Origin of the sequence: Pantoea sp. Fr+CA_20 (genome assembly GCF_024520835.1) — a bacterium.
Taxonomy (GTDB): domain Bacteria; phylum Pseudomonadota; class Gammaproteobacteria; order Enterobacterales; family Enterobacteriaceae; genus Pantoea; species Pantoea allii.
The window spans coordinates 60832-86335 of the sequence record NZ_JALNPN010000020.1; the positions used below are offsets into that span (position 1 = coordinate 60832).

22 protein-coding genes, 3 tRNA genes and 1 other RNA gene are annotated in these 25504 nt (G+C 53.2%); 16 read left to right on the forward strand and 10 right to left on the reverse strand.

Annotated features, from left to right (window positions below; genetic code table 11):
- The first annotated feature begins 2 nt into the window (after positions 1 to 2).
- The 7 genes from ihfA (at position 3) to NR177_RS19520 (ending at position 5803) form a co-directional block, all read left to right on the forward strand.
- Positions 3 to 305: an integration host factor subunit alpha gene (gene ihfA, locus NR177_RS19490; protein ID WP_006118960.1), complete on the forward strand. Its 303-nt coding sequence runs from the start codon at positions 3 to 5 to the stop codon at positions 303 to 305.
- A 99-nt stretch (positions 306 to 404) separates the two neighbouring features.
- On the forward strand, positions 405 to 1394 hold the full coding sequence (gene btuC, locus NR177_RS19495) for a vitamin B12 ABC transporter permease BtuC (protein ID WP_256853445.1): 990 nt from the start codon (positions 405 to 407) through the stop codon (positions 1392 to 1394).
- 33 nt (positions 1395 to 1427) lie between these two features.
- A complete protein-coding gene (locus NR177_RS19500; RefSeq protein WP_063879376.1) occupies positions 1428 to 1973 on the forward strand; it encodes a glutathione peroxidase in 546 nt (181 codons plus the stop codon).
- The gene (gene btuD / locus NR177_RS19505; protein WP_256853446.1) at positions 1974 to 2723 is read left to right on the forward strand and encodes a vitamin B12 ABC transporter ATP-binding protein BtuD; all 750 of its coding nucleotides are present in this window, start codon (positions 1974 to 1976) and stop codon (positions 2721 to 2723) included.
- A 66-nt stretch (positions 2724 to 2789) separates the two neighbouring features.
- The gene (locus tag NR177_RS19510; protein ID WP_063879378.1) at positions 2790 to 3248 is read left to right on the forward strand and encodes an NlpC/P60 family protein; all 459 of its coding nucleotides are present in this window, start codon (positions 2790 to 2792) and stop codon (positions 3246 to 3248) included.
- 292 nt (positions 3249 to 3540) lie between these two features.
- Positions 3541 to 4275, forward strand: a complete 735-nt coding sequence (locus tag NR177_RS19515; protein ID WP_256853447.1) for an EAL domain-containing protein — start codon at positions 3541 to 3543, stop codon at positions 4273 to 4275.
- A gap of 91 nt (positions 4276 to 4366) precedes the next feature.
- The gene (locus tag NR177_RS19520; RefSeq protein ID WP_109716241.1) at positions 4367 to 5803 is read left to right on the forward strand and encodes a protein adenylyltransferase SelO; all 1437 of its coding nucleotides are present in this window, start codon (positions 4367 to 4369) and stop codon (positions 5801 to 5803) included.
- A 1-nt stretch (position 5804) separates the two neighbouring features.
- Here the strand turns inward: NR177_RS19520 and NR177_RS19525 are convergent, their stop codons facing one another.
- On the reverse strand, positions 5805 to 6851 hold the full coding sequence (locus tag NR177_RS19525; RefSeq protein WP_241536609.1) for a 3-deoxy-7-phosphoheptulonate synthase: 1047 nt from the start codon (positions 6849 to 6851) through the stop codon (positions 5805 to 5807).
- Between the two features lie 152 nt (positions 6852 to 7003).
- Positions 7004 to 7831: a pyruvate, water dikinase regulatory protein gene (locus NR177_RS19530; RefSeq protein ID WP_218994614.1), complete on the reverse strand. Its 828-nt coding sequence runs from the start codon at positions 7829 to 7831 to the stop codon at positions 7004 to 7006.
- 434 nt (positions 7832 to 8265) lie between these two features.
- On the opposite strand from NR177_RS19530, the gene ppsA reads away from it, so the two are divergent.
- Positions 8266 to 10650 carry a phosphoenolpyruvate synthase gene (gene ppsA / locus NR177_RS19535; protein ID WP_256853448.1) on the forward strand — a complete coding sequence of 795 codons (2385 nt, stop codon included), beginning with the start codon at positions 8266 to 8268 and terminating at the stop codon, positions 10648 to 10650.
- Between the two features lie 67 nt (positions 10651 to 10717).
- On the opposite strand, the gene rprA is transcribed toward ppsA, so the two are convergent.
- Positions 10718 to 10826: antisense sRNA RprA (gene rprA, locus NR177_RS19540), an RNA gene on the reverse strand.
- 254 nt (positions 10827 to 11080) lie between these two features.
- Complete coding sequence (ydiK, locus tag NR177_RS19545) at positions 11081 to 12181, reverse strand: AI-2E family transporter YdiK (protein WP_109716243.1); 1101 nt, start codon at positions 12179 to 12181, stop codon at positions 11081 to 11083.
- Positions 12182 to 12388: 207 nt separating this feature from the next.
- On the opposite strand from ydiK, the gene NR177_RS19550 reads away from it, so the two are divergent.
- The gene (locus NR177_RS19550; RefSeq protein ID WP_256853449.1) at positions 12389 to 15442 is read left to right on the forward strand and encodes an FAD-binding and (Fe-S)-binding domain-containing protein; all 3054 of its coding nucleotides are present in this window, start codon (positions 12389 to 12391) and stop codon (positions 15440 to 15442) included.
- Between the two features lie 31 nt (positions 15443 to 15473).
- Here NR177_RS19550 and NR177_RS19555 read toward each other — a convergent pair whose 3' ends face one another.
- Complete coding sequence (locus tag NR177_RS19555) at positions 15474 to 15878, reverse strand: hypothetical protein (protein ID WP_063879385.1); 405 nt, start codon at positions 15876 to 15878, stop codon at positions 15474 to 15476.
- Positions 15879 to 16267: 389 nt separating this feature from the next.
- On the opposite strand from NR177_RS19555, the gene sufA reads away from it, so the two are divergent.
- From sufA to NR177_RS19590, 7 genes are read left to right on the forward strand one after another with little or no spacing between them, the layout of a single operon-like run.
- The gene (sufA, locus tag NR177_RS19560) at positions 16268 to 16642 is read left to right on the forward strand and encodes a Fe-S cluster assembly scaffold SufA (RefSeq protein WP_063879386.1); all 375 of its coding nucleotides are present in this window, start codon (positions 16268 to 16270) and stop codon (positions 16640 to 16642) included.
- A gap of 7 nt (positions 16643 to 16649) precedes the next feature.
- Positions 16650 to 18143, forward strand: a complete 1494-nt coding sequence (gene sufB / locus NR177_RS19565; RefSeq protein WP_096012517.1) for a Fe-S cluster assembly protein SufB — start codon at positions 16650 to 16652, stop codon at positions 18141 to 18143.
- Positions 18144 to 18189: 46 nt separating this feature from the next.
- Positions 18190 to 18936, forward strand: coding sequence for a Fe-S cluster assembly ATPase SufC (sufC, locus tag NR177_RS19570; RefSeq protein ID WP_063879388.1), 747 nt, complete (start codon positions 18190 to 18192; stop codon positions 18934 to 18936).
- The gene (sufD, locus tag NR177_RS19575; RefSeq protein WP_145393324.1) at positions 18911 to 20188 is read left to right on the forward strand and encodes a Fe-S cluster assembly protein SufD; all 1278 of its coding nucleotides are present in this window, start codon (positions 18911 to 18913) and stop codon (positions 20186 to 20188) included. Before sufC ends, sufD begins: the two co-directional genes overlap by 26 nt.
- The gene (gene sufS / locus NR177_RS19580) at positions 20188 to 21411 is read left to right on the forward strand and encodes a cysteine desulfurase SufS (RefSeq protein ID WP_256853455.1); all 1224 of its coding nucleotides are present in this window, start codon (positions 20188 to 20190) and stop codon (positions 21409 to 21411) included. Before sufD ends, sufS begins: the two co-directional genes overlap by 1 nt.
- Positions 21412 to 21432: 21 nt before the next feature.
- The gene (gene sufE, locus NR177_RS19585; protein ID WP_063879390.1) at positions 21433 to 21849 is read left to right on the forward strand and encodes a cysteine desulfuration protein SufE; all 417 of its coding nucleotides are present in this window, start codon (positions 21433 to 21435) and stop codon (positions 21847 to 21849) included.
- A gap of 55 nt (positions 21850 to 21904) precedes the next feature.
- A complete protein-coding gene (locus NR177_RS19590) occupies positions 21905 to 22867 on the forward strand; it encodes a L,D-transpeptidase family protein (protein ID WP_109716246.1) in 963 nt (320 codons plus the stop codon).
- Between the two features lie 93 nt (positions 22868 to 22960).
- Here NR177_RS19590 and NR177_RS19595 read toward each other — a convergent pair whose 3' ends face one another.
- The 5 genes from NR177_RS19595 to NR177_RS19615 all read right to left on the reverse strand — a co-directional run bounded on the left by NR177_RS19595 (position 22961) and on the right by NR177_RS19615 (position 25504).
- Positions 22961 to 23197: a major outer membrane lipoprotein gene (locus NR177_RS19595; protein ID WP_006118977.1), complete on the reverse strand. Its 237-nt coding sequence runs from the start codon at positions 23195 to 23197 to the stop codon at positions 22961 to 22963.
- Between the two features lie 306 nt (positions 23198 to 23503).
- Complete coding sequence (gene pykF / locus NR177_RS19600) at positions 23504 to 24916, reverse strand: pyruvate kinase PykF (RefSeq protein WP_063879392.1); 1413 nt, start codon at positions 24914 to 24916, stop codon at positions 23504 to 23506.
- A 344-nt stretch (positions 24917 to 25260) separates the two neighbouring features.
- Positions 25261 to 25337 (reverse strand) — tRNA-Val (locus NR177_RS19605).
- 10 nt (positions 25338 to 25347) lie between these two features.
- Positions 25348 to 25424, reverse strand: a tRNA-Val gene (locus NR177_RS19610).
- Positions 25425 to 25427: 3 nt separating this feature from the next.
- Positions 25428 to 25504 (reverse strand) — tRNA-Val (locus NR177_RS19615).

The following is a 25504-nucleotide window of genomic DNA, read 5'->3' on the forward strand; positions in this document are numbered from 1 at the left end:
CTATGGCGCTTACAAAAGCTGAGATGTCAGAATACCTGTTTGAAAAACTCGGGCTGAGCAAACGTGATGCAAAAGAGTTAGTGGAGTTGTTTTTCGAAGAGGTTCGCCGCGCTTTGGAAAATGGAGAACAGGTTAAACTGTCGGGGTTTGGTAATTTTGACCTGCGTGACAAAAACCAACGTCCAGGCAGAAACCCAAAAACGGGAGAGGATATTCCAATTACTGCGCGTCGCGTAGTGACATTCCGTCCAGGGCAGAAGCTTAAAAGTCGCGTTGAGAACGCCACACCAAAAGACAGTGACTGATCCCAGTGTTTTAAAAAGGCCGCGCAAGCGGCCTTTTTCATTTCTTTTTTTTGCAATCCTTTTACAATCAACCCTCTGTTATCCTGGCTAATCCGGCTTATGTCCCAGCTTGAACAACTTGCGCTTCAACGCGATCGTCGCAGCAGGACCTGGCTTTTGGGTCTGAGTGGCACGTTGCTTGTCTTATTTATGATCAGCCTGTGTGCGGGTGAAAGCTGGATAAGCCCATCCCAGTGGTTTAGCGACAGCGGCAGACTGTTCGTCGGTCAGCTTCGCCTGCCGCGCAGCCTTGCGGTCATACTGGTTGGCGCGGCGCTGGCGCTGAGCGGCGTTGTCATGCAGGCGCTGTTTACTAATCCCCTGGCCGAACCGGGGCTGCTTGGCGTCTCCAACGGCGCGGGCATTGGTCTGGTGGCGGCGGTGCTGTTTGGCGGCGGTTCACTCTGGAGCCTCAGCGTTTCGGCGATGGCCGGTGCGCTGGTGATCACGCTTATCCTGCTGCACTTTGCCCATCGTCACTTATCCGTCACGCGTTTGCTGCTTACTGGCGTGGCGCTGGGCATTATCTGCAGCGCCATCATGACCTGGGCGGTGTATTTCAGCAGCAGCCTCGACCTGCGACAGTTAATGTACTGGATGATGGGCGGCTTCAGCGGCATCGACTGGCGCTATGGCTGGATGATGCTGGCGCTGCTGCCGGTTATCCTGGCGTTAACCTCGGCGGCCAGGGTACTCAACCTGTTAGCGCTGGGGGAAACCTCAGCACGCCAGTTGGGGCTGTCCCTGTTTTACTGGCGTAATTTACTGGTATTAGCGATGGGCTGGCTGGTCGGGGTCAGCGTTGCCCTTGCCGGGGCAATCGGCTTTGTTGGTCTGGTGATTCCCCATCTGCTGCGGCTGGCAGGCCTGAACGATCACCGTGCCCTGTTGCCAGCCTCCGCGCTGGCGGGAGCCAGCGTGTTGCTTGGCGCCGATATTATTGCCCGCCTGGCGCTGGTTTCTGCCGAGTTACCTATCGGTGTCGTCACGGCAACCCTGGGCGCACCGCTGTTTATCGTACTGTTAGTCAAATCGTCGCGTCAGCTTTAGCTGGCATACTTGCATTAACCACAGGAACTCCGTATGAGCATTTATCAAACTGAACTGGTTACACTGGATGGTGAGAAAACCTCGCTGTCATCCTGGCAGGGACAGGTGCTGCTGGTCGTTAACGTGGCCTCTAAGTGCGGCTTAACGCCACAATATGAAGCGCTGGAAAACATTCATAAAGCCTGGCATGAGCAGGGCTTCAGCGTGCTGGGTTTCCCCTGCAACCAGTTTCTGGAGCAGGAGCCGGGCAGTAGTGAAGAGATCAAAACCTTTTGCAGCACCACGTATGGTGTGACCTTTCCGATGTTCGAAAAGTGTGACGTCAATGGTGAGCATCGTCACCCGCTTTATGCACAGCTGGTGGCGGCAAAACCTGAGGCGGTTCGCCCGGAAGAGAGTGGTTTTTATGAGCGCATGGAAAGTAAAGGACGTGCGCCCAAAGTCCCAGGCGATATCCTGTGGAACTTCGAAAAATTCCTGATTGGTCGGGATGGCAGTGTCATTCAGCGTTTCTCTCCGGATATGTCACCAGAAGATCCGATTATTCTCGAAACCATCAAGCAGGCACTGGCAAAATAAATGTTGCTGAGCCTGGAAAATGCAGCCGTTCCCGGACGGCTGCAACCGGTAACTGGCACCCTGCAGGCCGGGCAGTGGGTGCATCTGGTGGGGCCGAATGGCGCAGGGAAGAGTACTTTGCTCTCCGCGCTGGCCGGACTGGAACCCGTTACCGGCAAGGCGACGCTTCTGAATAACCCGCTGTCCAGTTGGAAAGGCCCGGCGCTGGCCAGGGTGCGCAGCTGGCTGCCCCAGCAACAGTTGCCCCCGGGACAGATGCCGGTTTATCACTATCTTCGCCTGCATCTCCCGTCTCCCGCTTTACCTCACGACGCTCGGTTAGCCTCAATACTGTCGCGGCTGCAACTGGATGACAAATTAGCCTGGCCATTGACCCGGCTCTCCGGTGGAGAGTGGCAGCGGGTGCGGATTGCTGCGGTCATGGTGCAAATCGATCCGCAGATCAACGCCCATGGTCAGTTGCTGATCCTGGATGAACCCATGACGGCGCTGGATATTGCGCAGCAGAAAGCGGTCGATGATCTGATTGGTGAACTCTGCCAGGCTGGCGTTTGCGTGGTCGCCAGCAGCCACGACCTTAACCACAGTTTATGGCACGCAACGCAGGTTTGGTTGTTACATCAGGGCCAGGTGGTATTACAGGGTGAGCCAGCAGACGTCCTTCGGCCGGAACAGCTTTCGCCCCTGTATGGCATTCCGTTCCGCCAGTTAATGTTAGACGGTCGGCCTCTGCTGACTGTTTTGCCCTGATACTTGCCACCTGGCGCGCTTTGCCGCTACAGTAATTTGGTTATTATTTATTAAGGATGAGCTGTGATGCGCACGGGGTTGCTGTTATTCGTTTTGCTGTTGGTGGGCTGTAGCCATCATGCGCCGCCCATTAATGGTCGCCTCTCTGACTCCATCACTGTAATAGCGCAACTTAACGATCAACTGGGTAACTGGCGAGGAACGCCTTACCGTTATGGCGGGATGAGCCGCGGTGGCGTGGACTGCTCTGGCTTTGTTTACCTGACATTCCGCGATAAGTTTGATCTGCAACTTCCACGCACCACCGCGGCACAAAGCGACATTGGAACGCGCATCAGCAAAGATGACCTCTTGCCCGGTGACCTGGTGTTCTTCAAAACCGGCAGCGGCGAGAATGGCTTGCACGTAGGCATTTATGATACGGATAACGCTTTCATTCATGCCTCCACCAGCCAGGGGGTGATTCGCTCTTCGCTGGATAATGTCTACTGGCGAAAAGTATTTTGGCAGGCGCGCCGCATCTAATTTTCTGCCTGCAAGCCCAGCAGATTTGTAGGGGTTAAATCAGAAAAATAGCGGACCTGAAAAATTATTACTCATTCGGATTTAACTTACTCTTTTTATTTATACCGCCGGACCTAAGAATGTTTTTCATCGTTAACAGAATTATTTGGGAATTTATTTGGCTTAAGGTTTATTTTTTTAGCCTAACGATAATGAAGCGATAAAAATATCCATCTCATCAGTCCTTTGCTACTATTGCCAGCCTGTTTTTAATCATATACGATGCACTATCGCCACATATTCTGGCTGTAAAATGAAAATTCACCTATCTGCCGACTATCAGTCGGAAATTTGGTTTTATGCCGCCTGCTCTCAGGAAGGGCACTTAACCGCAATTGAGCTGGCTACACAGTTCGTGCATGAGAGTGCGCCGATCACGTTGCCGCAGGATGTCCTGTTGCCTCAGCTCGATGAAACACAGCGCCTGCGCCTGCTGCAGCGTCAGATTTCCCTGCTGGAAAAGCACCAGACGTTTTTCGAAAGCCATCACCTACTGGCTTTTATGCCTGTGGATGAAGGCATGGCGAACACCCTTCTCGAAAGTGAGTTTGTGACCCGTAAAATAAAACAGCTTCCTTTTTTAATGCTCGATATCAGCGAAACGTTTCTCTCGCTAAATTTGGGAAAAAATAATCCATTAATCGCGGCATTAAATCGTGAGTTTAAATTGTCCTTGTCCCACTTTGGCGCAGGGAAATCATCGACAACAGCGGTTTACGATAATCTGTTTAGCTGCATCAGGCTGGATAAACACTTTATTCACGCCCTTTCTAAACGTGCTTCTTTTTTACCATTTATGCAAAGCATCATCGATAATTTCCGGCCCCATTGTGATCGGATGATTATTTGCGGTGTGGATGATGAAATGTTACTGGATAAGGTGAGTCAACTCAGCAATGTCCATCTCCAGGGCTCGCTGTTTCCGGTCGTAAAATCAGACGCCTTCGAGACCTTAATCTACTCCGAACAATTCCTGCACACGCCCTGATACCCGCACGACTGTCGCCTGTCCAATCCTGGCCATCAACGCTACACTGTGGGTTTTATCACACGATACCCGGTGTCGTTGGGGAGAAATAATGGTCTTTGACAATAGCTGGTTCCGTGAGCTTCCGGGCAGCTACACCGCGTTACATCCTACGCCGCTTGCAGGCGGTCGACTGTTGTACCACAACGCAGCGCTGGCGAATGAGATGGCGCTGGACAGCGATCTTTTTGCCGGGCAGGGGCATGGCGTTTGGTATGGCGCCGCGCTGTTGCCTGGCATGCAACCGCTGGCTCAGGTTTACAGCGGGCATCAGTTTGGCGTCTGGGCAGGTCAACTGGGCGATGGCCGCGGTATGTTACTGGGTGAACAATACCTGGACGACGGCCGCCGGCTCGACTGGCATCTGAAAGGCGCAGGGCTGACGCCGTATTCACGAATGGGCGATGGCCGGGCTGTTGTCCGGTCAACGGTGCGCGAGTTTCTGGCTTCTGAGGCGCTGCATCATCTGGGCATTCCTACCACGCGCGCGCTGAGCGTTGCCATCAGCGATGAACCCGTTTACCGCGAAACCGCCGAACGCGGCGCGATGTTGATGCGCATTGCACCAGGCCATCTACGCTTTGGTCATTTTGAGCACTTCTTCTATAGCCAGCAACCTGAACAGGTCAGGCAGTTGGCGGACTATGCCATTCGTCATCACTGGCCGCACCTGGTCGACGAGGCCGATCGTTATCAACTGTGGTTTTCCGATATTGTGCTGCGCACTGCACGGCTGATTGCTCAGTGGCAAAGCGTGGGCTTCGCTCATGGTGTAATGAATACCGATAATATGTCGATCCTCGGTCTGACCATCGACTACGGTCCTTACGGATTCCTGGATGACTACCAGCCAGACTACATCTGCAATCACAGCGATTATCAAGGGCGCTACAGCTTCGAAAATCAGCCCATGATTGGCTTGTGGAATCTTAATCGTCTGGCCCATGCGCTGTCAGGGTTGCTGACGACTGAACAGCTCCGGCAGGCGCTGAGCGGTTATGAAAATGAGCTGATGCGCGAATGGGGAGAGCGGATGCGGGCAAAACTGGGCTTGCTGACAGCAGATGCCGGCGATAATGACATTCTGACCGGTTTGCTCGGCCTGATGAGTCAGGAACGCAGCGATTATACGCTGACGTTTCGTTTGTTGAGTGAGACCCAGCAGGCTGAGAGCCGTTCGCCGCTGCGAGATGAATTCATCGATCGTCCCGCCTTTGACCGTTGGTATCAGCATTACCGTAACCGCTTATTGCAGGAGCAGATCGGCGATGCTGAACGGCAGCAGGCGATGAAAGCGGCCAATCCCGCCGTGGTGCTGCGTAACTATCTTGCTCAACAGGCCATAGACGAGGCGGAACAGGGCGAAAGCGGGGCACTGGCGCGTTTACATCAGGCGCTTCAACAGCCTTTTAGTGACGCGACGGCCGCTGAATATCGTCAACGGCCGCCGGACTGGGGCAAAACGCTGGAGGTAAGCTGCTCCAGCTGATTTACAGACGGTGAGAAACGGCGTCCGCTAACAGCGCGAGCACGTCTTCGCTGTCTTGCCAGTTCAGGCAGGGATCGGTGATCGACTGGCCGTAGGTCAGGGGTTCACCGCTCACCACTTTCTGATTGCCTTCCTCGATAAAACTCTCAATCATCACGCCGGCGACCGCACGCGAACCGCTTTTAATCTGTTCGGCGACGTCGATGGCGACGTCACGCTGACGGCGATGTTGCTTCAGGCAGTTGCCGTGGCTGAAATCGATGACCAACTGTGGCGACAGACCGAATTCATCTAAACAGGCAGCGGCGTCGGCTACGTCGCTGGCATGATAGTTGGGCTGCTTACCGCCTCGTAAGATGACATGGCCATGCGGGTTACCGCTGGTCTGGTAAATGGTCATCTGACCTTGCTTATCCGGCGACAGAAACATATGGCTGGCACGGGATGCACGAATGGCATCCACGGCAATACGCACGTTTCCATCCGTACCGTTTTTAAAACCGACCGGGCAGGAGAGCGCCGACGCCATTTCACGGTGGATCTGGCTTTCTGTGGTGCGTGCACCAATGGCGCCCCAGCTAATCAGGTCAGCAATAAACTGGCCGATCACCATATCCAGGAATTCGGTGGCGGTCGGCAAGCCCAGCGCGTTGATATCAATCAGAAGCTTGCGGGCAATACTGATGCCGCGATTCACATCAAAGCTGCCGTCCAGGTCGGGATCGGATATCAGGCCTTTCCAGCCGACCACCGTACGCGGTTTTTCGAAATAGGTGCGCATCACGATTTCCAGCCGATCCTGATAACGTTCACGTAGGGCAACTAAACGCTGAGCGTAGTCCAGCGCGGCGACCGGATCATGCAGGGAGCAGGGGCCGATGACGACCAGTAAACGGGGATCGTCGCCTGTGAGGATGCGGGCAATACGTTTGCGTGCGGCGGTGATGTTGTCGGCCATGGCAGGTGAAAGCGGATGTTCTGCTGCCAGACTGGCAGGGGAAATCAGGCTGCCAATGCGCGCCGTGCGCAGTTCGTCAGTTTTATTCATGTTGTTCTCTAAGCTTTGTCTTCGCAGCGGTGAAATACCGGGAAGTGATGATGGTCACAATAAACCATTAGCCTGTGAATTCAAGCCACAACGTGACAATGCACGGTAAAATTGCGGCAGCGGCGCGTTACAGCTCCGCCGCCTGGGGATCATTAATACATGCGGCGCGTCAGGCCCATAATGTCGAGGATTTTGGTGGCGATCTCTTCCACGGAATAATTGGTACTGTTGAGATAGCGAATCTGGTGAGTGCGAAACAGCGCTTCGACTTCGCCCACTTCGAGCCGACACTGGCGCAGAGAAGCATAACGGGTATTTTCCGCACGTTCCTGTCGGATAGCCGCCAGGCGTTCCGGGTCGATTGTCAGGCCAAACAATTTGTGTTGATGCTGACGCAGGGCGGGGGGCAATTTCAGATTATCCATGTCGTCGGCGATAAACGGATAGTTAGCAGCACGGATACCAAACTGCATCGCCAGATACAGGCTGGTTGGCGTTTTGCCACAGCGGGAAACGCCAACCAGGATCACCTGCGCATCTTCCAGACCGCGCAGAGAGATGCCGTCATCGTGCGCCAGGGTGTAATCAATCGCCGCGATACGGGCGTCATATTTACCCAGATTGCTGGCATCAAGCCCGTGCGTTCGGTGCGCGACCGGTGCCGGTGACAGGCCCAGCTCCTGCTGAAGTGGGGCGACCAGCGCCTGGACAATGTCCTGACAAAAGCCTTCACTCTGAACAATGATGTCGCGTACTTCAGGCGTCACAATGGAAAAAAATACCAACGGGCGCACGCCACTTTGCTGGTAAAGCGCATTGATTTGCGCCTTAACCGCCTGCGCACGCTGCACGTTTTCAACAAACGGCAGGGTGACGCTGGTGGTATTTACCGGAAACTGAGATAACACGGCGTGGCCCAGCACTTCGGCTGTAATTGCTGTGCCGTCGGAAATATAGAAAACGCTTCTGTCAGTGGTCATGAGTCGTGCCTCGGGCAGAGAAGTCGTGATAAAAATTGGATGGTTCAGTCAATATAACCATGCCTTCAGGCGCAAGTGTAGCTCTCTCATTCTGTGCCAGCCGGTTTTCCCTTTTCGGCCTAAGGCTATCCCTGTTCCTGCCTGCATATTTCCTCACCTCGTGGCCTTTGGCGATAAACACGGGCGGCGCGTGTTGCGCAACAACAAAAGCGGTATATGCGACGCTAAAAATAATAAGTGATTTATTATCAATGTGTTATTGAGAAACGATTGCTTTGCGCAACGTTGCAAAAAACAAGGCGCAATTCTGAAACTGCCTCAGAGAATCTGCTTTAACGATTCAACAGATCGTGTTTCGTCAGACGTTATGCCAGGCTGAATGTGTTAATAGCAGGATTTTCCATGTGCCCATTCATTAATAAAGGATCAGTTCAATGTCCAATAAAGGCGAACAGCCCTTAGTACTTTGGTACAACCAGCTTGGCATGCATGATGTTGATCGGGTGGGGGGCAAAAATGCCTCTCTGGGTGAGATGATTACCAATTTGTCATCTTTAGGTGTGTCAGTACCGAATGGTTTTGCCACCACTTCCTGGGCCTTTAATCAGTTTCTTGAGCAGAGCGGTCTGAACCAGCGTATCTATGCTTTGCTGGATGACACCAATATTGATGATGTTGATCAACTGGCGAAAGCAGGTAAACAAATACGCCAGTGGGTAGTCGAAACCCCATTCCAGCCAGAACTCGAAGCTGCCATTCTTTCGGCATATGACCAACTTTCTGCGGATGATGCAGACGCGTCCTTCGCCGTGCGTTCATCCGCCACCGCTGAAGATATGCCTGATGCGTCCTTCGCCGGACAGCAGGAAACCTTCCTGAACGTGCAGGGTATTGAGTCAGTCATGGTGGCGGTGAAACACGTTTATGCCTCGCTGTTTAATGACCGTGCCATCTCTTACCGCGTCCATCAGGGCTACGATCATCGCGGCGTGGCGCTGTCGGCGGGGATTCAGCGCATGGTGCGGTCTGACCTGGCCTCATCCGGTGTGATGTTCACCATTGATACGGAATCAGGCTTTGATCAGGTGGTGTTTATTACCGCCGCGCTGGGCCTGGGCGAAATGGTGGTGCAGGGAGCGGTGAATCCTGACGAGTTTTATGTGCACAAGCCGACGCTGGCCGCGAAACGTCCTGCCATCGTGCGTCGCAACATGGGCTCGAAAAAAGTGCGGATGGTTTACGCCGACTCACGGGAACATGGCGAGCAGGTGCGCATCGAAGACGTTGCGGAAGCCGAGCGCGACCGTTTCTGTCTGAGCGATGACGAAGTTGAGGCGCTGGCCCATCAGGCGGTGCTGATTGAGCAACACTACAAACGTCCGATGGATATCGAGTGGGCTAAAGACGGCCATACCGGCAAGCTGTTTATCGTCCAGGCGCGCCCTGAAACTGTGCGTTCCAATGGTCAGGTGATGGAGCGTTACAGCCTGCAAGGGCAGGGTAATGTGGTGATTGAGGGCCGCGCTATCGGTCACCGTATTGGTGCTGGTCCGGTTAAGGTCATTCATGATATCAGCGAGATGAACCGCATTGAAAAAGGCGACGTGCTGGTGACGGATATGACCGATCCCGACTGGGAACCGATCATGAAAAAGGCCTCAGCCATTGTGACCAATCGCGGCGGCCGTACCTGTCATGCTGCGATTATCGCGCGTGAGCTGGGTATTCCAGCGGTAGTGGGATGCGGCGATGCCACAGAGCGCCTCAAAGAAGGCCACAACGTCACCGTTTCCTGTGCAGAAGGCGATACTGGCTATGTCTATGACGAACTGCTCGACTTCGATGTCACCAGTTCGCAGGTCGATACCATGCCGGATTTGCCGCTTAAGATCATGATGAACGTGGGTAACCCGGATCGCGCCTTTGATTTCGCCTGCCTGCCGAACGAAGGTGTCGGGCTGGCGCGTCTGGAATTTATCATCAACCGCATGATTGGCGTGCACCCCAAAGCGTTACTGGAGTTTGATCAGCAAACCCCCGAGTTGCAGAAGCAAATTCGTCAGTTGATGAAAGGCTTCGACGATCCGGTTGAGTTCTACATTGCTCGCCTGACCGAAGGGATCGCGACGCTGGGCGCGGCTTTCGCACCAAAACGGGTGATTGTGCGCCTGTCGGATTTTAAAACTAATGAATACGCCAATCTGGTGGGTGGGGAACGTTACGAACCGGAAGAAGAGAACCCGATGCTGGGATTCCGTGGCGCGGGCCGTTACGTGTCCGAAAGCTTCCGTGACTGTTTTGCGCTGGAGTGCGAAGCGGTGAAGCGGGTACGAAACGAGATGGGACTGACCAACGTCGAGATCATGGTGCCGTTTGTGCGTACGGTCGATCAGGCTCAGGCGGTGGTGGAGGAGTTAGGTCGCCAGGGGCTGAAGCGCGGAGAGAACGGGCTTAAGGTCATTATGATGTGTGAAATACCGTCGAATGCGCTGTTGGCCGAGCAGTTCTTACAACACTTTGACGGTTTCTCCATTGGATCTAATGACATGACTCAGCTGGCGCTGGGGCTGGATCGCGATTCCGGGGTCGTCTCAGCTTTGTTTGATGAACGGAATGAGGCGGTAAAAGCGTTACTGTCCATGGCAATTCAGGCGGCGAAAAAACAGGGGAAATACGTTGGGATATGTGGTCAGGGACCTTCCGACCATCAGGATTTTGCTGCCTGGTTAATGGAGCAGGGCATTGACAGCCTGTCACTGAATCCGGATACCGTTGTTGAAACCTGGTTAAGCCTGGCGGCCCTGAACAAAACCGCCTGAGGTTATTGGTAAGATTATTGCCTGAAGGCCAGCGAATGCTGGCCTTTTTGGTTTCACTTTTCGACAGGCAAAAAAAAGCCCATCACAGGGGATGGGCAAAGACTACACACAGCAATTCTTTACGCTACTCAGGGGAAATTAGGGTGTTTAGAAACCAGTAAGTTGATTTCCAACATAGGAAATATGTTATTCACACGGCACGCTGGCGTCTTTAAGAATCCTCTTATTAGTTTAAAGGACATAATATTTTGACGACTGGCTAGAGCGTTTCGGACCGTTATTATGTTTAGAAAGTAATCATTTTAGCGTGAGGAATGGGCCAGTGACGTGAAATATGCGTTTTATCTTAAAATCCGCTAATGAAAAAATGGCTGGCGATATCTTAATCAGCCAGCCAACTTAACGACTACTAATCATATAAAATCAAGAATCAGGGCTGTTCTTCGGATGATTCCTTTGCGACCCGCAGGGGATCGGCGCTCGGGGCGGGCACTTCATGCATCCAGACGGAGACCAGTCGATAAGAAACGGCCAGCACAACCGGTCCAATAAACAGGCCAATCATACCGAAGGCGATTAATCCCCCGATGACGCCGGACAGAATCAAAATCAGGGGGAGATCCGCGCCCATGCGAATCAGCACTGGACGCAGAATGTTATCCAGCGTACCGACCACGCAACTCCAGATCAGCAGTACCGTGCCCCAGGTGGTATCTCCACTCCAGTAGAGATAAATAATGGCGGGAACCAGCACCAGCAGAGGACCGATTTGCACCAGGCAACAGAGAATCATCAACACGGTCAGCAGGGTGGCATAGGGGATGCCAGAGACTGCCAGCCCGATGCCGCCCAGAACGCCCTGTACCAGCGCGGTAACGACCACGCCCAGCGCGACGGCGCGTACGGCCTGTCCGGCCAGCAACACAGCGGCATCACCCCGTCTGCCCGCCATGCGCCAGGCAAAATGACGAATACCCAGCGCCGCTTGCTCACCGCGCCAGTACAGCAGCACGCTGAACAGCAGCATCACGGCCAGATGAATCATAAAGCGGCCAAAGTGTCCGGCCTGCGCAACAAAGAAGCCGGTGGTGCGGCCCACATAGGGCTGCAGTTTTGCCATGATGGCCGCGCCGCCGCCCGCCACCAGTTTTTGGTAACTGGCATACAGCTTCTCGCCCACCATGGGAATATCGTTAAGCCAGCTCAGGGTTGGCAACATATGTCCCTGGGTTGCCCAGGCGATAACCGGTGCGCTGTTATCGATCAGGCTGTTAACCAGCAGGGCAACCGGAATAATAAACAACAGCAGCAGCAGAATGGTCATAACAATCACCGCCAGAAAGCGCTGTCCCCAGAGCAGCCGCTGAATTTTCAGCATCAGTGGCCAGGTGGCGATGACCACCATGCTTGCCCAGGCAAAGCCCAATATGAACGGCTGAACCACCCATAAACAGGCGGCGATTAAGAGTAAAATGAACATCAATGTGAATAACATTTGGGGAAGATCTATCTGCCGTTCCAGGCTTTTCATCTTAGGCATTACCTCATTGGAATCCGTCAACTCAGGGGATAACGGAGCCCCATAATCATGAGCCATTTCATGGCGTTTATACAGGCTTGTAAAGAAATGGTTTCAGCTTCCCCTGAAAAAACGACAGCGCCGTTGGAAATGTGATAAAACTGAGGCGTAAAGCAAGATACAGACGCAAACCTACCCAACATCTTTGGTCACATAATAATGATCCCACAGATTTCTCAGGCACCGGGTCTTATCCAGCGGGTGCTGACATTTCTTGAAACCCTCAAAGCGCAGGGTTTCACTGGCGATACCGCCACCAGTTACGCCGACAGACTTTCGCTTTCCACCGACAACAGCATCTATCAGCTTCTGCCCGATGCGGTGCTTTTCCCGCGTTCCACGGCAGATGTTGCCCTGATAGCCCGGCTTGCGGGTGAAGCGCCCTTTTCAGGCCTGGTCTTTACCCCGCGCGGCGGTGGCACCGGCACCAACGGCCAGTCGCTGAATCAGGGCATTATTGTCGACATGTCGCGCCACATGAACCGCATCCTGGAGATCAATACCGAACAGGGATGGGTACGCGTTGAAGCCGGCGTGGTAAAAGACCAGCTTAATGCTTACCTGAAACCTTTTGGCTTCTTCTTTTCGCCAGAGTTATCGACCAGTAACCGAGCCACGCTCGGCGGGATGATTAACACCGATGCATCCGGGCAGGGTTCGCTGGTCTACGGCAAAACCTCTGACCATGTTTTGGGCCTGCGGGCCGTGCTGCTCGGCGGGGATATTCTGGATACCCGGCCGGTACCCACCGCGCTGGCAGAGCATCTGGCGCAAACGCCAACCCCCGAAGGCCGGATTTATCAGCAGGTACTGACTCGTTGCCGTGAACATCGCGAACTGATTCTGGAAAAGTTTCCCAAACTTAACCGTTTCCTGACCGGTTACGATCTGCGCCATGTGTTTAGCGATGATATGCAGACCTTTGACCTGACGCGGCTGTTATGTGGCGCGGAAGGAACGCTGGCGTTTATCACTGAAGCCCGTCTGGATATTACGCCTCTGCCCAAAGTGCGGCGCGTCGTCAATATCAAGTATGACGCTTTCGATTCCGCGCTACGTAACGCGCCGCTGATGGTAGAAGCCCAGGCGCTGTCGGTAGAAACGGTTGACTCCAAAGTCCTGAATCTGGCGCGGGAAGACATTGTCTGGCACTCCGTACGCGAGCTGATTACGGATATTCCGGATAAAGAGATGCTGGGGCTGAATATTGTGGAGTTTGCCGGAGATGATGCCCAGCAGATCGATCGGCAAATGACGCAGCTTTGTGCCCGTCTGGATACCTTAATGGCAGCGCAGCAGGGCGGCGTTATCGGCTACCAGCTCTGTGACGATCTTGATGGGATCGAGCGCATCTACAACATGCGTAAAAAAGCCGTGGGTTTACTTGGCAATGCCAAAGGGCGTGCCAAGCCGATCCCGTTTGTTGAAGACACGGCCGTTCCACCTGAACATCTTGCCGATTATATCGTCGAGTTCCGTGCGCTTCTGGACAGCCATGGCCTGAGTTATGGCATGTTTGGTCATGTGGATGCCGGCGTGCTTCACGTCCGCCCGGCACTGGATATGTGCGATCCTCATCAGGAAATGATGATGAAGCAAATTTCCGATGAGGTGGTTGCCTTAACCGCACGCTATGGTGGCCTGCTTTGGGGCGAACATGGCAAGGGCTTCCGCGCACAGTACAGCCCGGCGTTTTTTGGTGAAACGCTGTTTAATGAGCTGCGCCGCATCAAAGCCGCCTTCGATCCCGATAACCGACTTAATCCCGGCAAGATTTGTACACCGTTCGACAGCGATGCGGCAATGATGCAGGTCGATGCGACCAAGCGTGGCAGCTACGATCGCCAGATTCCCCTTCAGGTGCGTGAAACCTGGCGTGGCGCGCTGGAGTGTAATGGCAACGGACTATGCTTTAATTTTGATGCCCGCAGCCCGATGTGCCCCTCCATGAAAATCACCCGTAACCGCATTCACTCGCCCAAAGGGCGCGCGACCTTAACGCGGGAATGGCTGCGTTTACTGGCGGAGCAGGGGGTTGATCCGCTGATGCTGGAGAAAAAGCTGCCGGAAAATACTCTGTCGCTCCGCGCGCTGATAAGCAGAATGCGCAATACCTGGTATGCGAATAAAGGGGAATATGACTTTTCACATGAGGTGAAGGAGGCGATGTCAGGTTGCCTGGCCTGTAAAGCCTGTTCCACCCAGTGCCCGATTAAGATTGACGTCCCGGATTTTCGTTCCCGCTTTTTACAGCTCTACCATACGCGCTATCTGCGCCCGATCAGCGACCACCTGGTCGCAGCGGTCGAAAGCTATGCGCCACTCATGGCAAAAGCGCCGGGCGTGTTTAACTTTTTTCTGAAGCAGCCCTGGGCCTCTTCCTTCAGTAAAACGCACATCGGCATGGTCGACTTGCCGTTACTGTCATCGCCGACGCTCAAGCAGCAGTTGAGCGGGCACCCGGCCATGAATATGACGCTGGAGCAGCTTGAAGCGCTCAGTGACACACAGCGAGCCAAAAAAGTGCTGGTGGTGCAGGACCCCTTCACCAGCTTCTATGAAGCCAGGCTGGTGCACGATTTTATTACGCTGATTGAAAAACTGGGTTATCAGCCGGTTCTGCTGCCGTTCACGCCTAACGGCAAAGCGCAGCACGTGAAAGGCTTTTTACAACGCTTTGCCCGCACGGCCAGTAAAACTGCCGATTTCCTGAATCGTGTGGCAAAGCTGGGGATGCCGATGGTGGGGATCGATCCGGCAACGGTGCTGTGTTACCGCGATGAGTATCGTCAGACGCTGGGCGAGGCCCGCGGTGACTTTACTGTGTTGCTGGTGCATGAGTGGCTGCAGAATGCGCTGCAGGAACGTGAGGTACAGGTCACCGGCGGGGAATCATGGTATCTGTTTGCCCACTGCACGGAGGTCACGGCCCTTCCGGCAACGCCCGGTCAGTGGCAAGCGATTTTCTCGCGCTTCGGCGCAAAGCTCGAAAACATTAACGTGGGCTGCTGCGGAATGGCAGGCACCTATGGTCACGAAAGCCAGAATCTGGAGAATTCGCTGGGGATTTATGCGCTGTCATGGCATCCACAGTTGCAAAAACTCCCGCGTCAACGCTGCCTGGCAACCGGTTTTTCCTGCCGCAGTCAGGTCAAACGGGTAGAGGGCAACGGGATGCGTCATCCGCTTCAGGCACTGCTTGAATTAGTGTAAAACGGGTAGGCGACGCCGATCGCAGGTTGGATTAGAATATCCAGCCTGCGTGACGGACAAATTCACGCTGCAACAGGGTGGCCTGTTCCCATTCACCGCAGCGGGCAAGCTGGTGGCAAAGCTGAGTCAGAGACAGCCTTGCCAGTTGGTAAGCCTGAAGACGAAACAGGCGATCGCGGTCAGGGTTTTGCATTTCGTCCACCAGTCGGTGGTGAAGTTTGCCCATCGCATGCAGATAACTCTGGTCATCGCCATTTAGCTGGCAGATCTCTGCCATATCCAGGCAGGTATCATTAAACTGACGCAGTTGCTGAAGGGTACATTCAGCCCGGTTAAGTTTGGCCTGAGCCAGGTAGAAGTCGACGGTGAGATCGCGTACCGAAAATCGGTATTCATCAAGTTTATGCTGAAGCCAGGCGGAAACGGATAACGACATAACGCGCCTCAATATTGAATGATAATGATTATCATATTCATCCATGACGGGATTGCAATCACCCAGGAAGAAATTTTTTTCGATTTATCTCACCTGTCGGTATAATCGGAAATAACAATCTGTTTACAAGCCAGAAAGGCGTAACCTATCAATAAGGGCGTTATCCTAAAGTGGTTATTTAAAAATTCACGAATTATTAACAGGTTACAGCACCGTATTTCGTCCAGCGCTTGCCACTGCAAGCCTGCCTGAAACGACTATGCTTAATAAATGCGCTGTCAAAAACAGCACCTTATGATTATCCCTGCAAAACAAGAGGTTGAAGTGATTTGTAAGATCACTACCATAGGGGGATAGCCTGAAAAGGTCCGGACTCAAGAGGTATCAACATGTCATCCGTGAATGCAGACTCTTTCTCACCCGACGATTATGTGTGGAAAGGGTTAACGCTGACTGAAACCGCAGCGAAACAAATTCTAAATCTGGCCGCAGAAAACCCAGAAGTCAAGGGCCTGCGTTTAGCAATTAAACAATCCGGCTGTGCCGGTTTTGGTTATGTGATGGATCTGGTGAAGCAGCCAGAAGATGATGATCTGCAGTTTTCCTACTACGGCGCAACGCTGTTTGTGCCGCTTCAGGCAATGCCATTTATCGATGGCACCGAAGTGGACTATGTCCGCGAAGGCCTGAATCAGATTTTTAAATTCAATAACCCTAAAGCTCAGCACGCCTGCGGGTGCGGTGAAAGCTTTGGCGTCGAGTAAGTGAAATATGTCACGACACAGCGAAACATCTGACGATGTACAAATGTGGGAAGGTAAGCTCAATTACAAAGAGGGCTTCTTTACCCAATTGCAAACCGAAGAATTTGCCAACGGCATCAATGAAGATGTGGTGCGGGCGATTTCGGCTAAGCGTAACGAGCCAGAGTGGATGCTGGAGTTTCGTCTTAAAGCCTTTCGTGCCTGGCTGGAAATGGAAGAGCCACACTGGCTGAAAGCCCATTACGAAAAGCTTGATTATCAGGATTACAGCTACTATTCCGCGCCATCGTGCGGAAACTGCGATGACACCTGCGCCTCCGAACCCGGCGCGACTCAGGCATCCGGTAGCGCACCTGCCAGTGATTATCTGACGCAGGAAGTTGAGAACGCGTTTAATCAGTTAGGCGTTCCGGTACGTGAAGGCAAAGAAGTGGCGGTTGACGCCATTTTTGACTCCGTCTCCGTGTCGACCACCTATCGTGGCAAGCTGGCAGAGCAGGGGATTATCTTCTGTTCGTTTGGCGAAGCCATCCACGATCATCCCGAACTGGTGAAAAAGTATCTGGGTACGGTGGTGCCACCCAACGACAACTTCTTTGCTGCACTGAACTCTGCCGTGGCGTCTGACGGTACCTTCGTCTACATCCCGAAAGGGGTGCGTTGCCCGATGGAGCTGTCGACCTATTTCCGTATCAACGCCGCGAAAACCGGTCAGTTTGAACGTACGATTCTGATTGCAGATGAAGACAGCTACGTCAGCTATATCGAAGGCTGCTCTGCGCCCGTGCGTGATACTTACCAGCTTCATGCGGCGGTGGTCGAGGTCATTATTCATAAGAACGCGGAAGTAAAATATTCCACCGTTCAGAACTGGTTCCCGGGTGGCGAAGGCGAGGGCGGTATTCTCAACTTCGTGACCAAGCGCGCGCTTTGCGAAGGTGACTACAGCAAAATGTCATGGACCCAGTCGGAAACCGGCTCGGCCATTACCTGGAAATACCCAAGCTGTATTCTGCGTGGCGATAACTCGGTGGGCGAATTTTACTCGGTGGCACTGACCAGCGGCCGCCAGCAGGCGGACACCGGTACCAAGATGATCCACATCGGCAAAAACACCAGGTCGACCATCATCTCTAAAGGTATCTCAGCCGGGAAAAGCCAGAACACCTACCGTGGCCTGGTGAAAATCATGCCCACGGCAACCAACGCACGTAACTTTACCCAGTGTGATTCCATGCTGATTGGCCCGGATTGCGGTGCGCATACTTTCCCGTATGTTGAAACCCGTAACAATACCGCCCAGCTGGAGCACGAAGCGACCACCTCACGTATCGGCGAAGATCAGATGTTCTACTGTCTGCAACGTGGCATCAGTGAAGAAGATGCTATCTCAATGATCGTGAACGGTTTCTGTAAAGACGTATTCTCTGAGCTGCCGCTGGAATTTGCAGTGGAAGCACAAAAACTGTTAGCCATCAGCCTTGAGCACAGTGTGGGCTGATTGACGCCGTCACACGCGTTGCCGGAAGCAATGTGAAGGAATAAGCATGTTAAGTATCAAAGATTTACAGGTTAGCGTTGAAGACAAAGCGATTTTACGTGGTCTGAACCTTGAGATTAAACCCGGTGAAGTTCACGCCATCATGGGACCAAACGGTTCGGGTAAAAGTACGCTGTCTGCGACCTTAGCCGGCCGTGAAGACTATGAAGTGACCGGCGGTTCAGTCACCTTTAAGGGCAAAGACCTGCTGGAGCTGGAACCTGAGGAACGTGCAGGCGAAGGTATCTTTATGGCTTTCCAGTACCCGGTTGAAATTCCCGGCGTCAGCAACCAGTTTTTCCTGCAGACCTCCGTGAATGCGGTGCGCAAATATCGTCAGCAGGACGAGCTGGATCGCTTTGATTTCCAGGACTTCATTGAAGAAAAAATTGATCTACTGCAGATGCCAGAAGATTTGCTGACGCGTTCCGTTAACGTTGGCTTCTCCGGTGGCGAGAAGAAACGTAACGATATCCTGCAGATGGCCGCACTGGAACCCGATCTGTGCATTCTCGATGAAACCGACTCTGGTCTGGATATCGATGCCCTGAAAATCGTGGCCAACGGCGTAAACAGCCTGCGCAACGAAAAGCGTGCATTCATTATCGTGACGCACTACCAGCGTATTCTGGATTACATCAAGCCAGACTTCGTGCACGTGCTGTATCAGGGCAAAATCATAAAATCTGGCGACTTCTCGCTGGTGAAACAGTTGGAGGAGCAGGGCTATGGCTGGCTTACCGACGAAGAGTGATTCTGCGCTGCAACAGTGGCACCACCTGTTTGAATCACGCGGTGAAATGCGTTCAATGCAGGCTCAGCAACACTGGCAGCAGCTAATGCGTTTGGGTTTGCCCACCCGCAAACATGAAAACTGGAAATACACCCCGCTGGATGGCCTGCTGGCGCAGCACTTTGTGTTGCCCGACGCGCATGAACTCAGCGCCTCGCAGGTTGACGAACTGGCCCTGGCGCTGGATGCGATCCGTCTGGTGTTTGTTGACGGTAAATTCCAGCCTGCGCTGAGTACGCGTGATACTGAACTGTTTGAGATTCAGCACAGCGTAGCGGCCGAACGTCGTGATTTGCCTGCGGCTGTTCAGCCAGAAATTTTCCTGCATCTGACCGAAAGCCTGGCTGAAGAAGTGACCTGTATTCGCCTGGCGCGCGGAAAGGCAGCAGCACGTCCGCTTTATCTGCTGCACATCACCAGCGGCAAAGACGACGGCATGAATACCGTGCATCATCGTCACCATCTGCAACTGGAAGAGAGCGCTGAAGCTGAAGTGATCGAGCACTTTGTGACGCTGAACGACAGCGCGCATTTTACCGGTGCCCGTTTTACGTTTGCAGTCGCGGACAATGCCAGGCTCAAGCACACCAAGCTGGCCTTTGAAAGCACCAAAAGCTATCACTTTGCCCATAACGACATCGTCATTAATCGTGATGCGCAAGTCACCAGTACCAGCTTCTTACTGGGTGCCGGCTTAAGCCGTCACAATACCAGTACGCAGCTCAATGGTGAAAATACTCAGCTGTCCCTGAACAGCCTGGTGCTGCCGGTGAATCAGGAAGTGGCGGATACCCGCACCTATCTTGAACACAACAAAGGCCACTGCCTGAGTCGTCAGATGCACAAAACCATCGTGCGTGATAAAGGGCGTGCCGTATTTAACGGCCATATCAAAGTGGCTCAGCATGCACTGAAAACAGACGGACAGATGACCAATAACAACCTGTTATTAGGCCGTCTGGCAGAAGTCGACACCAAACCGCAGCTGGAAATTTATGCGGATGATGTGAAGTGCAGCCACGGCGCGACCGTGGGCCGTATTGATGACGAACAGATGTTCTATCTGCGCTCGCGCGGTATTGATCAGGACGCGGCGCAAACCATGATCATTCATGCCTTTGCTGCCGAGTTGACCGAAACGCTGGAAAACCCGGTGCTGCGACAGGCTGTGCTGCAGCGCATTGCGCAGCGCTTTCCAGGAGACGACTCATGATGCACTTCGATCTCGAGCGTATCAGGGCGGATTTCCCCGTTCTGAAGCGTGAGGTCAACGGTCATCCGCTGGCCTACCTTGACAGCGCGGCCAGCGCACAGCGCCCTTTGTCGGTCATCAATGCCGAAAGTCATTTTTACCAGCACGGCTATGCGGCCGTGCACCGTGGTATCCATACGCTCAGCCAGCAGGCGACCAGCGACATGGAAAACGTTCGTGAACAGGCGGCACGTTTTCTCAATGCATCGTCGTCGGAAGAGATCGTCTTTGTAAAGGGTACGACGGAAGGCATCAACCTGGTCGCGAACAGCTGGGGCGGCAGTCAGCTCCAGCCTGGTGATAATCTGATCATCACCCAGATGGAACACCACGCGAATATCGTGCCCTGGCAGATGGTGGCAGAGCGCTGTGGAGCAGAGATCCGGGTACTGCCGCTCACTGACAACGGTGAGCTGGCCCTGGCGCAACTGGCTGGATTAATTGACAGCCGGACCCGGCTGCTGGCGGTTACGCACGTTTCAAACGTGCTGGGCACCGTAAACCCGGTTAAAGCTATCGTTGCGCAGGCGAAGGCCGCTGGTCTGGTTACGCTCATTGATGGCGCTCAGGCCGTGATGCATGACAAGGTCGACGTGCAGGATATCGACTGCGACTTCTATGTCTTCTCCGCCCATAAGCTCTATGGCCCAAATGGTATTGGCGTGCTTTATGGTCGTAAGGCCCTTCTGGATGCGATGCCACCCTGGGAAGGCGGGGGATCGATGATTGGTGAAGTGCTGCTGCCCACCGGCACCACCTGGAATACCGCGCCCTGGCGTTTTGAAGCCGGTACGCCAAACACCGGCGGAATCATCGGGCTGGGTGCGGCGCTGGACTACGTGCAGGCGCTGGGTCTGGATACCATCCATCAGCGCGAAACGGCCCTGATCAACTATGCCCTTGATAAACTCTCATCCGTGCCTGATATTCAGATATACGGTCCGCAGCAGCGCGCAGGCGTGATTGCCTTTAACCTTGGCAAACACCACGCGTTTGACGTCGGCAGCTTCCTTGATCAGTACGGTATTGCGATTCGTACCGGACATCATTGTGCTATGCCGCTACTGCGCCACTATCAGGTCCCGGCGATGTGCCGCGCGTCGTTCACCTTTTATAACAGTGAAGAAGAGGTCGATCGCCTGGCGGCTGGGTTGACGCGTATTCATCGTCTGCTGGGCGGTTGAGCAGAGTAAACGGAGTGATTAATGGCGACGTTGCCAGAAAAAGAGAAACTGGTGCGCAACTTCAATCGTTGCGCCAACTGGGAAGAGAAGTATCTGTACATCATTGAGTTGGGTGCCAAACTCCCGGAATCATCTGAAACACTGCACCAGCCTGAACATGCCATTACCGGCTGTCAGAGCCAGGTGTGGATCAAAATGACGCCGCAGGCAGATGGCACCATCGGCTTTGAAGGTGACAGTGATGCAGCTATTGTTAAGGGATTGATAGCTATCGTATTTAGTCTCTATCAAAATCTGCAACCCGCTGAGATCGTGGCACTGGATGTTCGCCACTGGTTCGGCGAACTGGCCCTTGTTCAGCACCTCACGCCAACGCGTTCGCAGGGGCTGGAAGCGATGATTAAGGCAATTCGCCATACCGCTCAGAACCTCAGCTAAGATACACTCCAAAGACGCCATCCGGCGTCTTTTTACTATCTGACGAGAAAACCGCATGAAACCTGCTTTGTGTTTAGCTGGTGCATTGCTGCTGACCTGTTTTGGGCTCTCTGCACCCGTTTTTGCCACGGAATACCCGCTACCGCCACCTGACAGTCGCCTGATAGGTGAAAATGTTCTGACGCAGGTGCCGGATAACAAACGCCCGCTGGAAGACATTGCTGCGCGTTACCAGGTGGGCTTGCTGGGGATGTTAGAAGCGAATCCCGGCACCGATCCCTGGTTACCGAAGCCGGGCACCCAACTCACCGTTCCGCTACAAATGATTTTGCCGGATACGCCGCGCGAAGGCATCGTGGTTAACATGGCCGAACTGCGTTTGTACTACTATCCGAAAGGCGAAAACAAAGTCATCGTGTATCCCATTGGCATTGGCCAGTTAGGGATAATGACGCCCATCATGGTGACCAGTATCAGTCAGAAAATCCCCAATCCCACCTGGACGCCAACGGCGAATATCCGCAAGCGTTACGCCAAAGAGGGCATCACGCTGCCCGCCGTGTTCCCAGCTGGCCCGGATAACCCTATGGGGCTGCATGCGCTGCGTATGGCCCGTGGTACGGGGCAGTACCTTATCCACGGCACCAACGCGAACTTTGGTATCGGTATGCGCGTGAGTTCAGGATGCATTCGCTTACGTACTGAGGATATCGAGGCGCTCTATAATGCAGTGCCGGTTGGCACGCGGGTACAAATTATCAATCAGCCGGTGAAATACAGCGTTGAACCCGATGGTAAACGTTATGTCGAGGTGCATCAGCCGCTGTCGCACAGTGAGAAGGATGATCCGCAAACCGCGCCAATCGCGCTCAGTGGTGGCTTCAGGACGTTTATGAAAAGCGAGCAGAGTGACGGGGCATTGATCAAAGCCACCCTGATGCGTCGCTCAGGGATGCCTGTACTGGTCAGTGCGGGAGAGCCGGTGCAGAATGAGGCTGCGGTCTTATCGTCGCCCTGAGACGGCTGAAGAGGGGAGCGCGCGAGCCTTGACCGTTGAATAGCAGGCAAAAAAAATGGTGCCACAAGGGCACCATTTTTAAAACCAGAACTCTTACTTACGGTAAGAGTGAGCCTGGTTGTCCAGACGCTGGTTAGCGCGAGCTGCGTCGTCTTTAGCAGCCTGAACGTCAGAACGCACTGCGTTCACGTCGTTGCTCAGCTGGTCAACTTTAGCGTTCAGAGTCTGAACGTCTGAAGACAGCTGGTCGATTTTAGCGTTGCTTGAGCAACCAGCCAGCAGAGTTGAACCCAGAATTACCGCGCCCAGTACCAGTTTAGTACGATTCATTATTTATACCCTCTAGATTGAGTTAATCTCCATGTAGCGTTACAAGTATTACACAAAGCTTTTTAACTTGAGAATAATTTTTTGATAAGAACATGCTTAAACATGATCGTTCGCTCAAAGAAACAGCGAATTGAAGATGAACGTAAAAAAATTTAGCTAAAACAGAGAGATTTAATCGGATTAACCTTAATTTTAAGGGCATTTTTATTGTGACTTTAGGCTGAGGTTTTACAGAATCGCAATTGTTTAGCCAATAAAAAAGCGCCTTTTAAGGCGCTTTTTAAAAAAGAGGCGTTAAATGCGCTATTACAGAACGTGCACCGACGCCGTATTGGTGGTTCCGCTTGGGACCAGCGCACCGGAAACCAGCACCACAACATCACCTTTCTGAGCGAAACCGCTTTCCAGCGCCGCTTGTTTACCCAGATGATAGAAATCATCGGTAGAGGCGATTTCGCTGACCATACGTGTCTCAATACCTTTGCTCAGAATCAACTGGCGGGCCGTGGTGGCATTGGTCGTCAATGCCAGGATGGTTGCGTTCGGGAAGTACTTACGCACGGCCTTGGCTGATTTACCGCCTTCCGTTGCGACGACAATCAGGGGCGCTTCCAGTTTTTCCGCTGTCTCAACGGCACCACGGCAGACAGCTTCAGTAATGCGCAGCTTACGGCTGTCATTCTGACCGTCGATACGCGGCTTCATCACACGATCGGTGCGTTCACAGATAGTGGCCATAATCGTTACCGATTCCAGCGGATAGCGACCTTTAGCACTCTCTCCGGAAAGCATAACGGCATCAGTACCATCAAGGATGGCGTTAGCCACGTCGCCGGCTTCAGCGCGGGTTGGACGTGGGTTCTTAATCATCGAATCCAACATCTGTGTCGCGGTGATCACGACTTTACGGGCCTTATTACATTTTTTGATCATCATCTTCTGCGCGAAGATCACTTCTTCAACCGGGATTTCCACGCCCAGATCGCCACGCGCAACCATGATGCCGTCAGAGGCTTCGAGGATTTCATCGAAGTTATTCAGGCCTTCCTGGTTTTCAATCTTAGAGATGATTTGAATGTGTTCGCCGCCGTGCTGCTTCAGGTGCTCACGGATTTCCAGCACGTCTGAACGTTTACGGATGAACGACGCCGCGACAAAATCAACGCCTTGCTCGCACCCAAAAATCAGGTCGCGTTTGTCTTTTTCCGCCAGCGCAGGCAACTGAATAGAAACGCCAGGCAGGTTAACGCCTTTGTTTTCGCCCAGATCGCCGTTGTTGAGGACTTCACAGACGACGCTGTTCTCAGTGACTTCGGTGACCTGCATGCCGATCAGACCATCATCGACCAGCACGGTGTTACCGATTTTGAGATCGTTGGCAAAACCTGAGTAGGTAACGGCAACGCGCTCGCTGTTACCAATCACGCTCTGGTCGGTAGTAAAGGTAAAGGTTTGACCGGCTTTCAGGGACACATCGTTGCCACCTTCCAGCTTCATGGTACGGATTTCCGGGCCTTTCGTATCCAACAGAATAGCCGCAGGAATACCGGTTTTTTTCGTCACGGCACGCATGTTAGTAATACGCTGGCCGTGTTCTGCATAGTCACCGTGAGAGAAGTTAAGACGCATAACGTTCATGCCTGCTTCAAGCAGCTGGGTCAGCATCTCTTCGGATTCGGTTTTTGGGCCGATAGTACAAACGATCTTAGTCTTTTTCATGACGGGTTATCTGTAAGTTGTGATGGATGAGAAACAGGATTTCGATGACAGCGCACCGAAATGAGAACTCTGGTTGAAAGCGATAAGGGCGGTACAAGATAAGAATAGGTGACGAAGGCCAGGCGTGCAGGGAAGTTGCGTGGTTAGCCGGGTTAACCACCGTGACGTTGTTGCGCAAACAATCTTAGTTATCGTCATAAGCACGTAGTCGCTGAAACCTTTCAAGTAAACAACGCCGCCAGTATAATCACTAAGTATGCGAAAACCAATCGAAAAACAGTCACTAAAGGTAATGTAAATCAAGAAAGGGGTTGTTGCGCAAAAGAAGAAAGGACGTAAAAGAGTGGTGCGCTCTAATGGACTCGAACCATCGACCCCCACCATGTCAAGGTGGTGCTCTAACCAACTGAGCTAAGAGCGCATATCAAATTTGGTGCGTCCGAGTGGACTCGAACCACCGACCCCCACCATGTCAAGGTGGTGCTCTAACCAACTGAGCTACGGACGCACTTGGTGCGCTCTAATGGACTCGAACCATCGACCCCCACCATGTCAAGGTGGTGCTCTAACCAACTGAGCTAAGAGCGC